Raw genomic sequence first — 13,303 nt, forward strand, 5'->3', positions numbered from 1 at the left:
TGGCTGTTACCGATGGGCGTGCTGCTGGACGGGTGGCTTGCGGGGCGGTGCGGCGGGGTGCGTGGAGGCCGGAAAAGGCTTGCCCCCGGTTGCGGAGCGGGTGCGTGGATCCGGCAGTCGATGTCAGGGGCACGCCCGGGCGGGATGTGTGATCAATACAATCGCGAGTTACGGAAATGTCCGCATTAAGTAACACGAACCGGAGTCGCTGCCGGTGGCGGGGGAGGTGCTCCAGGCTGTGGGTTCTCGGCCTGAGGGGCCGGGAACCGCACCGCGCAGCATGGCCCTTGATTGGGTCCTGGGCGCCCTTACTTGAGGGGATATCAATGTCTGCTTCTCGTACCGTCCGCCGCATCGCCGCTACCGCTCTGGCAGCCGGCTCCGTCGTCGCCGCGGCGGCGATGCCGGCAGCCGCCGACAGCGACCACGGCCACGGATACGGGCACGGCCGCCACCACTCGTACTCCACGGTCGTCCTCGGCGACATCCAGTACGACAGCCCCGGCCGTGACGACTGGTCGAACCGGTCCCTGAACCGGGAGTGGGTCGAGGTCACCAACACCGGCCGCCGCGCGGTCGACCTGGACGGATGGACGCTCTCCGACCGCGACGGCAACCGCTACCGCTTCGACGACCTGCGCCTGCCCGGCTACGCCACGGTCCGCGTCCACACCGGGCGCGGCTATGACACCCGTCGGGACGTCTACCAGGGCAGCCGGGACTACATCTGGAGCAACTACGCCGACAAGGCCACCCTGCGCGACGACGACGGCCGCACCGTGGACACCCAGTCCTGGGGCTACCGCCGCTGACCGGCCCCTGCCCCGTCACTGACCAAGGGCGCACCTTCTGACCCCGGCGTGCCGCCCTTCCGAGCCGGCGTGCCACCACCCACACAGGGTGGTGGCACGCCGCTCTCGTATGTCGGCGGCCCCCGGTTCTCGCCGCTCAGCACGTCCAAACGGATCGGCGTGAAGGCCATCGCCATCGAGGACCTGGACTTCGCGGCGGAGAAGACCCGCGAGAAGCACGGCCGCAAACGACGCTTTGTGCAGATCGACCTCGTTCGACTTCAGTACCGCCGAACGCAGTTCCTCCCGCCACTGGGTGTTCGCCAGCGACACGGCCACTGCCTTTGCCGTCCTGTCCTCGATGCGGGTCGCGACGGCTCCGCCTCGCGGGGCGGCCCGGTCGCGGACCGGGCGTACGGAGCGGGACGCGGACTGCTCGGCCTGCGAGAGCGGGTCGCCGTCCACGGCGGCGACCCGAGCGCCCGGCGCCGCCTGGGCGGCGCCGGGCGCGTCCGCGCCCGGATCCCGCTTCACGGGACGCGCCCGCCGACGAAGCCGCGGCCACCGACTGGTCGGCCGCGCTCATCGACTCGACAGCGGCCCGCCTGTCATGGTCGCCATGAGCGGCTGGACCCGCGCGGAAAGTTCATTAATGACCTCATTGAGTGATACTTCCGCAGAGTCCACTTATAGGTAGTGTGTGCGGAATCACGAACCGTGTCGCGCAGCTGTTACGTGGGACATAGCTATTTCACGGATGGTCTTTTTATCCTCGCGCCATGTCTCGCCATTCGTTCGCTCCACTGGTCGTCACGTTCGCCCGGCACCACCCTTCGCGCTACGCCCTGGCCGCACTCGCGCTCGTCATGACCGGCTGGGCGGCGACGGGCGGCTTCGCCGACGCGGCCGGGGCCGACGAGGCGCGGACCGTCCCGCGGTCGGGCCCGACCGCGGGGACGGTGTCCGGCACCGCCCGGCCGGCCGCGATCCTCGCGCTGCCGTCCGCGTCCGCCACAGTGGCGCACTCGCCGTCGGTGTCCGTGGCGGCCCTGCGGACCGCCGGGACCGGTGTGGCTCCTGACCAGGCGCTGTCCCGGCGGCTCGCGCCGGTCGTGGCGGCCACCCCCGCCTCGCTCTCGGTGGCGGTGCTCGATCCGGCCGACGGGCGCGCGGCACGATACGGCGTGCGGGCGGGGACGACGTACGACACGGCGAGCATCGTGAAGGTCGACATCCTGGCTGCCCTGCTGCTCAAGGCACAGGACGAGCACCGCGGGCTCACGGCGCAGGAGAAGGCGTCCGCCGCGTCGATGATCCGGATCAGTGACAACGCGTCCGCCGACGCGCTGTGGCGCGTGATCGGTGAGGCGCCGGGCCTGAACGCCGCCAACGGCAGGCTCGGCCTGACCGGCACGACCGGCGGCGGCGACGGGCACTGGGGGCTCACCCAGACCACCGCGACCGATCAGCTCGCCCTGCTGAGCGCCGTCTTCGGCACCGACTCCCCACTGGACCAGGCGTCCCGGGCCTGCCTGCGCGGCCTCATGGGCGGCATAGCGGCAGGCCAGGACTGGGGTGTGTCGGCGGCCGGCCCCGTCACCGGCCTGAAGAACGGCTGGCTGCAGCGGACCGCGACGGGCCGCTGGGACGTCAACAGCATCGGTCTGGTCCGGGTGGACGGACACGACCGCCTGGTGGCGGTGCTGTCGCGGGGCAGCGTCAGCATGGCGGACGGTGTCCAACTGGTGGAGAAGGCGGCCAAGGCGGCCGTCCAGGCTTTGGACCAGACGGCCTGACCCCGCAACCGCCACCAGGGCGCCGTCGGATCGGTGGTTCCGGTCTGGCGCAAGGACCTGGAGGTGTCCGCGCCGTCTCTGGACTGCCAGGGAATCATGCACATCCCGGCCGACCGTGAACGCACCGGTGAGGACGGTGAGTTGAGCTGCAGAGAGATCACCGGGGGCTGGAGCTGGTGGCGGGGGAAGGTGGGGGAGTACGGTCGAAGGCAAACCAGCCGGCGGCGCGTGGCTGGCCGGTCGAGGACGCCGGCGGATGCTCCCGGCTCGCCGATGCCGTGCGAGGCGGCGGCTCATGGCGCACCGGACGCGGAGCGGCCGCCGGCGTCGAACAGCAGGCATCTCGGCCCCTGGCAGGGGCGGTCGAACGGATACCGGACAGTGATCCCGGAAGATAAATTTCCCGGCCGCCAGTCATATATAGCTATAAACGGCTATTCGCGAATGCGCTATGAGTGTGCCGGGTTTCGCTCCTGAGCGCCCAGTCGAATGACTGACTTCCGGCCTTTGGGTCTTGTGTTCCGATTCACCCTGGTGGGTTAATTCTCATAACCCAATCGGCGAGACGTATGAATGCTCAAGTTTTGCGATAAAGCGCTCCCGATCCTGCGGCAGCAGACATGTGCAGGATCCCTCCCCGCCTTGGTGACTCGGACTGTGCTCCGGCGGCCCTACACCGCCAATCGAACATCAGTACAGGGTCACAGCAAAGCACTTGGCCAGGGGGAGCGCCTCATCGCATGAGGACGTACGGCGAACCGAACGCCTCACTCACTGCTCGGAAATGTACCCCATTTCGAGCGAAGGAGGAATCTCATGCCCATCAGTCCGAACCAGGGATCCAGCGGCGGCGGCACTCTCGTCACCATCACCGGCACAAATCTCTCCGGTACCACCGCGGTGCTTTTCGGCACCCGGTCCGCGACCGCCGTCACCAATGTCTCGCCCACCCAGGTCACCGCCGTCTCCCCTTCCGGCAACGGCGCGGTCGGCGTCACTGTGACCACCGCGGGAGGGGCGAGTAACCCGATCTCCTTCTTCTACGTGGGGGCGCCCTTCAAGCAGTCCATCAGTCCGACGGCCGGGTCGACCGCGGGGGGTGAGACCATCACCATCACGGGAACCGGCCTCTCCACTGCCAGCAGCGTCTCCTTCGGCGCCAACACAGCCGTACCAACGGTGGTGTCCGACAATCAGATCACTGTGGTCGCACCCGCCGGCGCCGCGGGCGCGGTCGGTGTCAGCGTCACAACGGCGGGCGGCACCAACAACGGCCTGTCGTACACGTACGTCGCAGCGCCGACCGTGACGGCGGTGGCTCCGGCCTCCGGTCCGACGTCGGGAGGCACGGCGGTGACCATCACCGGAACCGGCCTTGCAACCACCACCGAGGTCACCGTCGGCGGCACCCCGGCGCCCTTCACGGTGCTTTCCGACACAGCGGTGTCCGCCTTCACCCCGGCCGGGGCCGCAGGCCCCGTTGATGTCGTCGTGAGCAACGACGCGGGCAGCGCGACCGCCACCGGCGCGTTCACGTACGTCACCGGCCCCGGCATCTGACCGCGCCCCCACGGCGCGATCACGTTCGGGGACCCGTCCTACCGGGAGCGGACGCGGTAGCTCCGCAGGACGCCACTTCCGCTCCTCCAAGGGCCCCCGGCCCGGAACCCCTTCCGGGCCGGGGGCCGCGACCCATTACTCCGTTCCACCGGCCCGTACCGGGCCACCTGACACGCTCGGGCGACACAGTGGACAACAGCGACCACCCGGTAACGGCCGTACGACCGAGTGTCGTCGCCGGGCGGCGGGACCACGGTGAAGTTCGGCACCAAGTCGGCCACCATCACCGCGAACACCGCCACCGCGGTCGGCGCACCGTTCAAGGCTTCCCTGAGCGCCACCTCCGGGGCCGGCGCGGGCGGGAACAGCCATCACATCCCACGGGCCCCCGACCGGCACCCGCCGTTGGCCCTTGGCAGAGAGGTACCACGGACATGTCGCAACAGCCCCATCCGGCGGCCGCAGTAGCGGTAACCCTGCCCACGCCCACGTTGACTGTTGTCCATCCCGATCAACGCTCCGGCTCAGGATGTACCACGGTCAGTCTCCGAGGGAGTGGTTTCACGGGTGCGACGGCGGTGAGGTTCGGAACGGACAGCACGGTGTCGTTCGATGTCCTGTCAGACACGGCCATCTCGGCTATGTCTCCTGCGGGCAGCGGTACCGTGCAGGTCGCGGTCACCACCCGGGGGGGCACCAGCAACAGCCTCTCCTTCTTCCTCCTCGCGGCGCCGGCCCTCAGCGTGGTTGCTCCGAGTCAGGGGCCGGTCTCGGGTGGGACGACGGTGACCCTGACCGGCACCAACCTGACCGGGGCGACCGCGGTGAGCTTCGGCGGTACGGCGGCGTCGTTCACGGTGGTCTCCGCCACCCAGGTCACCGCCACCGCCCCGCCCGGAACCGCAGGACCCGTCCAGGTCACGGTGACCACCCCGGGCGGCACCAGCGACGGACTTTCCTACGCCTATGTCGCGGCGCCGGCCCTCAGCGTGGTTGCTCCGGGTCAGGGGCCGGTCTCGGGTGGGACGACGGTGACCCTGACCGGCACCAACCTGACCGGGGCGACCGCGGTGAGCTTCGGTGCCACGGCGGCGGTGTCGTTCACGGTGGTGTCCGCCACCCAGGTCACCGCCACCGCCCCGCCCGGAACCGCAGGACCCGTCCAGGTCACGGTGACCACCCCGGGCGGCACCAGCAACGGATTCACCTACTTCTTCCTCAACACGCCCAGCCTCACCGGGCTTTCACCGAGTCAGGGGCCCGGCGGGACGGTGATTCTGACGGGCACCAACCTGACCGGGGCGACTGCGGTGAGCTTCGGCGGTACGGCGGTGTCGTTCACGGTGGTGTCCGCCACCCAGGTCACCGCCACCGCCCCGCCCGGAACCGCAGGACCCGTCCAGGTCACGGTGACCACCCCGGCCGGTACCAGCAACGGACTCACCTATACCTACCTGGCGGCGCCGATCCTCACCGGGCTTTCTCCGGGTCAGGGGCCGGTCTCGGGCGGGGCTACGGTGACCCTGACCGGCACCAACCTGACCGGGACGACCGCAGTGAAGTTCGGTGCCACGGCGGCGGTGTCGTTCACGGTGGTCTCCGCCACCCAGGTCACCGCCACCGCCCCGCCGGGAACCGCAGGACCCGTCCAGGTCACGGTCACCACCCCAGGCGGTACCAGTGGCGGCCGCGCGTACTTCTACGTCAACGCGCCAGCCCTCACGTCCGCGGCTCCGAGTCAGGGGCCGGTCTCGGGTGGGACGACGGTGACCCTGACCGGCACCAATCTGACCGGGGCGACCGCGGTGAGCTTCGGTGGTACGGCGGCGGCGTCGTTCGGGGTGGGTTCCGCCATCCAGGTCACCGCCACCACGCCGCCCGGAACCGCGGGGCCGGTCCAGGTCACGGTGACCACCCCGGGCGGCACCAGTAACGGACTCACCTACTTCTTCCTCAACCCACCCGCTCTCACCGCGCTTTCCTCCAGTCAGGGGCCGGTCTCGGGCGGGGCCACGGTGACCCTGACCGGCACCAACCTGACCGGGGCGACCGCGGTGAGCTTCGGCGGTACGGCGGCGGCGTCATTCACGGTGGACTCCGCCACCCAGATCACCGCCACCGCCCCAGCGGGCAGCGGGACGGTGCAGGTCACGGCCACCACCCCGGGCGGCACCAGCAACAGCCTTTCCTACGCCTATGTCGCGGCGCCGGCCCTCAGCGCGGTTGCCCCGAGCCAGGGGCCGGTCTCGGGTGGGACGACGGTGACCCTGACCGGCACCAACCTGACCGGGACGACCACGGTGAGCTTCGGCGGTACGGCGGTGTCGTTCACGGTGGTCTCCGCCACCCAGGTCACCGCCACCGCCCCGCCCGGAACCGCAGGACCCGTCCAGGTCACGGTGACCACCCCGGGCGGCACCAGCAACGGACTCGCCTACAGCCGAATCCAGCCACCCGGCATCTGACACCTCCGCAAGCCGTCGCACCAGACCACGCCCCGACCCACCTGCCCTCTTGTGACTCCTCCACCCCCTGAGGGGGGTGGCTCCTCGCTATGACGGTTGGGCTTCGCGACGGACCGGCCCGGCCCGTAGAACGCTGATTGCTCCAACTGTGTCGGCGTGCGCGGTGTGGCCGCAGGCGACGCAGTGGAACTTCTCCTGGGTGGGCCGGTTCTCCTTGACGGTGTGCCGGCATGCGGGGCACCGCCGGGAGGTGTTGTGGAGGTCCACGGCCGTCACTTCCCGTCCGGCGCTTTCAGCCTTGGCGTTCAGGATCGTCAGGAACACCCCCCAACCGGCATCGTTGATCGAACGGTTCAGTCCCGCCCTCGCACCCGCCCCGTTGGGCAGGAACCCGCCCAGCCGGCCGGGGTCGGGCTTCGGTTCGGGGCCCGCCTCATGTGGGAGATCTTGAGGTCTTCGTGCACGATGAAGCCATGCGCGCGTACAAGATCCCCGCCTGAAGACGGGGACTCCCTCCGAAGAACAGGGATGGGCTGCCATCCCTGACCCCGCATCAGCGGCACCTGGTCTGCGCCATGTGCGGGCCCGGCACCGTTCACGCACGGAGTGTGGACCTCCGGACCACGACACTGCACGGCACCATCACATTGCGCGGTGCTTTTCCGTCCAGGACATCGATCAGCATCGTCACGGATTCGGCGCCCAGGCGGCGCGCGTCCAGGCTCAGGGCGGTCAGCGGTACATCCCAGTCCTCGGTGCCGCAGGACTGGTCGCTCTCGCGCATCACGCTGACCATCAGGTCGTCGGGGATGCGCAGGCTCAGTCTCCGGGCCGCGATCACCAGGGCCTGGCCGTATGTCTCGTTGAGGCCGTGGACCGCGTCCGGGCGGTCGGGGCCGGACAGAAGCCGTAGCGCCGCCTCCACCGGATCCTCGGAGGCAGCCGGTGTCTTGACGAGCGCCGGCCGGCCGGCCGCGGTGCACCACTCGCGGTAGAGGCGCTCGCAATCCTGGGTGTACGCGTCGGGTTCCGGGCCCGAGAGGAGACCGACCCGGGTGGCGCCGGAGTCCCGCAGGTGGTCGAGGACTTCGGCCATGCCATGCTCCAAGTCGCTCTCCACGGTGGGTACATCATCGTATCCCGGATCGATGGGGCGGCCGTCGGTGACCACCGGCATGCGGCGCCGCGCGCAGTCCGCGAGCAGCGGGTCCTCCCGTAACGGGTCGACGATGATGAGGCCGTCCATGGGGACGCGGGCCCACAGCCCGGAGGCCGGATCGCTGGGGACGACGACGAGGGCGTAGTCCCGCTCGACGGCGGTCATGGTGGCGCCGGCGGAGAACGCCGCATAGTACGGGCGGTAGGTGCCGGCCCACGGGCGGTCCGACATGTGGCCCACGGCCAGTCCGAGGATGCCGGTGCGTCCGGACACCAGTCCGCGGGCCACGGGGTCGGGGCGGTAGCCGAGTTCCTCGGCAGCGCGGCGGACGCGCTCGCGGGTGGCCGGGGCGATCTGGCCCTTGCCGCGCAGGGCGTGGGACACGGTGGTGATGGACAGGCCGGTGGCCTGCGCCACGTCGCGGATACCGATCCGCCGGCCGAGCTTCCCGGCCCGTGTCGATTTCCGGCTGGTCATGCTTTGGTCGCCCTTCCGTGTCATCCACCGAGCTCCAACGCGCGGCGGCCTCAAGAGTGCCAGAGAACGGCCTGTCCGCACCCTCGAACCCCAAAACGTTTTTCTTTCGCTGACCTCGAGGTCTTGACGTACAAAAACGTTTTGGGCAGTGTAGCGCCACTACTTCCCGACACCTCTCCTCTAGGAGCTACATGCGCAGCGTCCGTCCGTTTGCCTTGCCCGCACTCACCGCCGCGTTGCTCGCCGCCCTCACGTCCTGCAGCGGTTCCGCGGTCGGCAGCGATGACTCCACCACCCACACCACCGACGCCAAGGGGTCCCGCACCTACGGCACGTGCAAGGTGACCGGCGCCCGCGGCTCGATTCACCTCAAGACCGTCGAGAAGGGCACTCTCACCGTGGTCGGTGACCTTCCCAGCCCCGGCTGGTGGAACGGCGACACCGTGCGCCGGATCGACAGCGGCTACGAGTACTGCATGGCCGCGAATCTCGCCTACCGGGCCGGCCTGTCCAAGCTCACCGTGCGCAATGTGTCCTTCGACGCGCTCGTCGCGGGCAAGGCCCAGGACTTCGACATGGCGCTCGCGGAGATCTCCATCACCGACGCCCGCCGCAAGGTGGTGGACTTCTCATCGCCGTACTTCTCCTCCGACATCGGCGTGCTGGTCGAGTCCGGGTCCAAGGTGACCAAGGACAACATCGGGGGCCAGCGGCTCGGCGTGAAGCAGGGCACTACGGGCGCCGACTTCGTCCGCGACCACCTCCACCCGAAGAGCCAGCCGAAGGTGTTCGCGGGCGATGTCGAGTTGCAGGCCGCGCTCCAGGCGGGCCAGATCGACGCCGCGCTCACCGATGTCGCCATCGTGCTCGGCAAGGCCCAGGAGTCCAAGGGCAAGCTCAAGGTGATCGGGCAGTACGACACCGGAGAGTCGTACGGAGCGCTGTACCCCAAGGGCGGCAAGAACTCCGCCGCCCTCGACGGGGCCATCGACGCGATGAAGAAGGACGGCACGCTCGACAAGCTCTCCTCCACCTACCTGGCCGAGGCCTTCGGCGGGGACCCGGCGGCGATCCCGGTATGGAGCGCCAAGTGAGCGTGTCCTCCGATCTGTTGACCGTGCTGAAGACCGAGCGGACCGAGCCGCCGAAGGCCACCGCGCCCCGGCCGGCGCTGCCGCTCGCGGCCGCCGCGGTGGCGGCCGTCCTGGTCACCGTGACACTGACCGCCGCCACTGCCCAGTCCGTGAGCAAGGCCCTGCCCGGCTCCGGCCTGCCGGTCGCCGGCGGTGCGGTCGTCGTGGCCGTCGCCGTGCTCACCCTGCTGAGGCCCGCGCTGCGGGCGGTGCGCTCGGGCCGCGCGGCCGCCACGGCCTGGTCCGAGGACCGGCGGGCCGACGCCCGGCGAGCCGCGTCCGAGGGCCGCGAGGACGCCCGGACCGTACTGGGCTGGTGTCTGGCCGCACTCGTCCTGCTCGGCTCGGTCTGGTTCCTGTTCGCCAACGACCGTGCCGTGCAGCGCACTTTCCTCGACGGCGAAGTGATCGGGATCAGCCTGCGGGAGATTGCCTCCGCGTTCGGCACCAACCTCTTCATCGCCGTCGCCGCGCAGATCCTGATCCTCGTCTGGGGGCTGGCGCTCGCTCTCGCCCGGATGGCGCCGGGGCGTACCGGCCGCCCGCTGCGACTGCTCGCCACGGCGTACATCGACGGCTTCCGCGCCGTACCGGCGATCATCGTCATCTATCTGATCGGCTTCGGACTGCCGCTCGCCGAGGTGCCGGTGCTCAGCTCGCTCAGCCCGGTGTGGTTCGCGATCCTCGCGCTCACCCTCACCTACGGCGCGTACGTCGCCGAAGTGTTCCGGGCCGGCATCGAGTCCATCGCGCCCGGCCAGAGCGCGGCGGCCCGTTCACTCGGCCTCTCGCACAGCGCCACGCTGCGCCATGTGGTGCTGCCGCAGGCCACCCGCCGCGTCGTACCGCCGCTGCTCAACGACTTCATCAGCCTGCAGAAGGACACCGCGCTGGTGAACGTCATCGGCACCATCGACGCCTTCAACCAGTCGAAGATCTTCGCGTCCAACCACTTCAACCTGTCCTCGGTGACCGTGGTCGCGGCGCTCTTCATCCTCATCACGATCCCGCAGGCCCGGTTGGTGGACCGGCTGGTGGCACGTGAGCAGCGCCGCGGCAAGGGAGCCTGACATGGCCTTCATCGAGATCGACGGGGTGCACAAGAGCTACGGGGAGACCCCCGTGCTCCGCGGCATCGACCTGACCGTGGCCCAGCACCAGGTGGTGACCCTGATCGGCGCCTCCGGCAGCGGCAAGTCCACTCTGCTGCGCTGCATCAACGGCCTGGAGGAGATCAGCGGGGGTGAGATCCGGGTCGGCGGTGATGTCGCCTCCGGCCGCGGCACCGATGTGGACCGGCTGCGACGCGATGTCGGCATGGTCTTCCAGCACTTCAATCTGTTCCCGCACATGAGCGTGGTGCGCAATGTCGCCCTCGCGCCGATGCAGGTGCGCGGGATACCGCGCGCCGAGGCCGAGGAGCAGGCTCGCGCCCTGCTCGCGCGGGTCGGCCTGGCCGACAAGGCCGACAGCATGCCCGACCGGCTCTCCGGCGGTCAGCAGCAGCGGGTGGCCATCGTACGTGCCCTGGCCACCGGCCCCCGCGCACTGCTGCTCGACGAGATCACCTCGGCCCTCGACCCCGAACTCGTCGCCGAAGTACTGGCCATCGTCCGCGAACTGGCCGAGGGCGGCATGACCATGCTGCTGGCCACCCATGAGATGGGCTTCGCCCGGGAGGTGTCGAACAAGGTGTGCTTTCTTCATCAGGGCGTACTGCTGGAGGAAGGGCCGCCGGAGCAGATCTTCGGCGACCCTCAGCAGGAGCGTACCCGCGCCTTCCTGCGCCGCATCGTCGAGGCGGGGCGACTGTGAGCGGCGCCCGGGTGCTCGTCGTGGAGCACGAGGACGGCACGGGCCCGGCCCAGTTCGGTGAACGCCTCGCCGAACAGGGCCTGGTGATAGACCTCTGTCGCCCCTGGGCGGGCGACCCGCTGCCCGGCACCCTGGACGCATACGACGGGCTGCTGGTCCTCGGCGGATCCATGGGCCCGTACGACGAGGAGCAGGCGCCCTGGCTGCCAAAGGTGCAAAAACTGCTGCGGCAGGCCGTAACCCGGGACCTTCCCACACTGGGGATCTGTCTGGGCATGGAACTGCTGACAGTGGCCTGCGGGGGCGAGGTCCGCCACGCCGCCCTGCCCGAGGTCGGACTCAATGACCTGATATCCCATCAAGCGGCTTCCGCGGACCCGCTGTTCGCGCCACTCGTGGACCAGGGCAGCTGGTTGCGCGCAGTGCAGTGGCACTGGGAGGAGACGGCCACCCTGCCCGAGGGCGCCGTTGCGCTGCTCACCAGCGAGCGCTGCACCCACCAGGCGTACCGGATCGGCACGGCTGTGTGGGGTGTTCAGTTCCACCCCGAGGTGCTGGCCGATGACATACGCACCTGGGGCGCGTCGGACGTCGGTCCGCTGCACGCCCTGGGCCTTGAACCGGGCGGAGTCGTTGCCGAGGTGGAGCGCGAGGAGAAGCGGCTGCGCACGCTCTGGGGGGCTTTCGCCGAGCAATGGGGGTGCATTGTTGCCGACGGCACGGGCCCGTCCGCCCGACAGCGCATTCCAGTGGAGCGGCGGCCATGAGGGCCCGATGACGGTCGGACCGGCCGGGCTGCGGGCGTGGTCGGTCCAACCGGTCCTCCCCGCCGGCAACGGGTCGATATGAGGCCCCGAAACCGCCACACTCCCCACGTGCACACACGGTTCCCGGTGCGCACCGACTACGCCCGGGCACGAGGTCTGCTCCGGCACCTCCCAGTCCGTCGCTCAGCTGTCCGCCGGCAGGGGCCGGTAGCCGATGGAGCCGCCGCAGGTGTGCAGCGCCCTGACGCACGCGCCGTCCACGACGATCGACGGGCGTGACGCCCATCGCCCCACCGCCCACGCCGAGTCGTGCGGCAGGCACCCGTCAGCGGCGCGGGCAGGTCGGGTCGTCGATCGCGCTGACCGTGTAGGGAGGCAGGCCCGGAGGGTCATCCAGCTGGCTGTTGACGACGTACAGTCGGCAGCCGTGCCGGGCGAGCGCGGTGGGCAGGTCGAACGGCTCGCCGGTGATCCGTTCGGTCACCGTCCCCGTGCGCAGCTCCTCGTCCAGCTCGGCGATGTACACGCCGTGCGGGGCGCCGTAATTGAGCACAGCGTACAGCGTCCGGCCCGACAGAAGCATCCCGTCCGCCCCGAACGACTCACCGCCCAGGCGTAGTTGCTCGATCACGCGCGTCGCGGTGTCCACCCGCCAGACGGCCTCGGTTCCGTTGGACGACACCAGCAGGGTCTTGCCCGAGCGGTCCGCCACGATGCCGTTGAGCAGCCAGTACTGCGCCGGGAACTGCGGGAACGCGGACCGGATGTCCAGCCACGGTTCGAGCTGCCCCGGGCGGCCGTGCCGGAGAGGGGCCCGCAGGACCACTGGATTGGCCCAGTCCGTGACGTAGACGGCGTCCTTCGTGATCACCAGGTCGTTGAGATCCGGCGCGCCGAGCGGACCGGGCGCGGCCGTACGCTCGGCCAGCAGCCTCCCGTTGCGGTCGTGGACGGTGAGGACAGCGCCGCCCACCGAGAACACCCACCCGTGCCTGTCGGTGTGCACGCCGAGGGAACTGGGGCGGCTTTCGATTCCCTCGGCGCGGAACACGTCCAGGCGAGGGTCGCGGACATGGCCGCGGTACAGCGCGCCGGTGCCGTCGGAAGACACGTACACGGTGCCGTCCCGGTCGACAGCGATCCCCTCCGGCAGGACGCCGGGGGCGTCGGAGACGACGTAGGTGCGAGGCAGCGGACGGGCGACGGCCCGCTCGGGAGTACCGCCGAAGACGGCGGCCAGGACGGCGGCGAGGAGACAGAGGAATCGTGAGGTGGCGCGCATCGTTGGGACCTCCAGGAGTTCATGGACCGGCGTGTCCCACGCGAGCCTGGCCGATACG

At 70.1% G+C, this 13,303-nt stretch carries 11 protein-coding genes and 1 pseudogene; 8 read left to right on the forward strand and 4 right to left on the reverse strand.

Annotation, left to right across the window (positions count from 1 at the left end):
* Positions 1 to 326: 326 nt before the first annotated feature.
* On the forward strand, positions 327 to 812 hold the full coding sequence (locus OH809_RS41910) for a lamin tail domain-containing protein (RefSeq protein WP_406415667.1): 486 nt from the start codon (positions 327 to 329) through the stop codon (positions 810 to 812).
* A gap of 15 nt (positions 813 to 827) precedes the next feature.
* On the opposite strand, the gene OH809_RS41915 is transcribed toward OH809_RS41910, so the two are convergent.
* Positions 828 to 1,325, reverse strand: coding sequence for a hypothetical protein (locus OH809_RS41915; protein WP_406425458.1), 498 nt, complete (start codon positions 1,323 to 1,325; stop codon positions 828 to 830).
* Between the two features lie 245 nt (positions 1,326 to 1,570).
* On the opposite strand from OH809_RS41915, the gene OH809_RS41920 reads away from it, so the two are divergent.
* The 3 genes from OH809_RS41920 (at position 1,571) to OH809_RS41930 (ending at position 6,612) form a co-directional block, all read left to right on the forward strand.
* On the forward strand, positions 1,571 to 2,587 hold the full coding sequence (locus OH809_RS41920) for a serine hydrolase (protein ID WP_406415665.1): 1,017 nt from the start codon (positions 1,571 to 1,573) through the stop codon (positions 2,585 to 2,587).
* A gap of 816 nt (positions 2,588 to 3,403) precedes the next feature.
* Positions 3,404 to 4,147 carry an IPT/TIG domain-containing protein gene (locus tag OH809_RS41925; protein WP_406415664.1) on the forward strand — a complete coding sequence of 248 codons (744 nt, stop codon included), beginning with the start codon at positions 3,404 to 3,406 and terminating at the stop codon, positions 4,145 to 4,147.
* A gap of 434 nt (positions 4,148 to 4,581) precedes the next feature.
* Entirely contained in the window at positions 4,582 to 6,612 is a 2,031-nt protein-coding gene (locus OH809_RS41930; RefSeq protein ID WP_406415662.1) for an IPT/TIG domain-containing protein, read from the forward strand.
* Between the two features lie 87 nt (positions 6,613 to 6,699).
* Here the strand turns inward: OH809_RS41930 and OH809_RS41935 are convergent.
* Positions 6,700 to 7,100: pseudogene (locus tag OH809_RS41935) on the reverse strand (RNA-guided endonuclease InsQ/TnpB family protein); the annotation flags it as partial.
* A 107-nt stretch (positions 7,101 to 7,207) separates the two neighbouring features.
* Entirely contained in the window at positions 7,208 to 8,248 is a 1,041-nt protein-coding gene (locus tag OH809_RS41940) for a LacI family DNA-binding transcriptional regulator (protein WP_406415660.1), read from the reverse strand.
* Between the two features lie 191 nt (positions 8,249 to 8,439).
* On the opposite strand from OH809_RS41940, the gene OH809_RS41945 reads away from it, so the two are divergent.
* Genes OH809_RS41945 through OH809_RS41960 form a run of 4 tightly spaced genes read left to right on the forward strand, consistent with a single transcriptional unit; the run spans position 8,440 to position 11,963 of the window.
* Positions 8,440 to 9,342, forward strand: coding sequence for an ABC transporter substrate-binding protein (locus OH809_RS41945; protein ID WP_406415658.1), 903 nt, complete (start codon positions 8,440 to 8,442; stop codon positions 9,340 to 9,342).
* The gene (locus OH809_RS41950) at positions 9,339 to 10,451 is read left to right on the forward strand and encodes an amino acid ABC transporter permease (protein WP_406415656.1); all 1,113 of its coding nucleotides are present in this window, start codon (positions 9,339 to 9,341) and stop codon (positions 10,449 to 10,451) included. Before OH809_RS41945 ends, OH809_RS41950 begins: the two co-directional genes overlap by 4 nt.
* Before the next feature lies 1 nt (position 10,452).
* The gene (locus tag OH809_RS41955; protein ID WP_405691165.1) at positions 10,453 to 11,196 is read left to right on the forward strand and encodes an amino acid ABC transporter ATP-binding protein; all 744 of its coding nucleotides are present in this window, start codon (positions 10,453 to 10,455) and stop codon (positions 11,194 to 11,196) included.
* Positions 11,193 to 11,963 carry a type 1 glutamine amidotransferase gene (locus OH809_RS41960; RefSeq protein ID WP_406415655.1) on the forward strand — a complete coding sequence of 257 codons (771 nt, stop codon included), beginning with the start codon at positions 11,193 to 11,195 and terminating at the stop codon, positions 11,961 to 11,963. The genes OH809_RS41955 and OH809_RS41960 overlap by 4 nt, the downstream gene beginning before the upstream one ends.
* Positions 11,964 to 12,288: 325 nt before the next feature.
* On the opposite strand, the gene OH809_RS41965 is transcribed toward OH809_RS41960, so the two are convergent.
* A complete protein-coding gene (locus tag OH809_RS41965) occupies positions 12,289 to 13,245 on the reverse strand; it encodes an SMP-30/gluconolactonase/LRE family protein (RefSeq protein ID WP_406415653.1) in 957 nt (318 codons plus the stop codon).
* Positions 13,246 to 13,303: the final 58 nt, after the last annotated feature.

This window comes from Streptomyces sp. NBC_00873 (assembly GCF_045207415.1).
Lineage (GTDB): Bacteria > Actinomycetota > Actinomycetes > Streptomycetales > Streptomycetaceae > Streptomyces.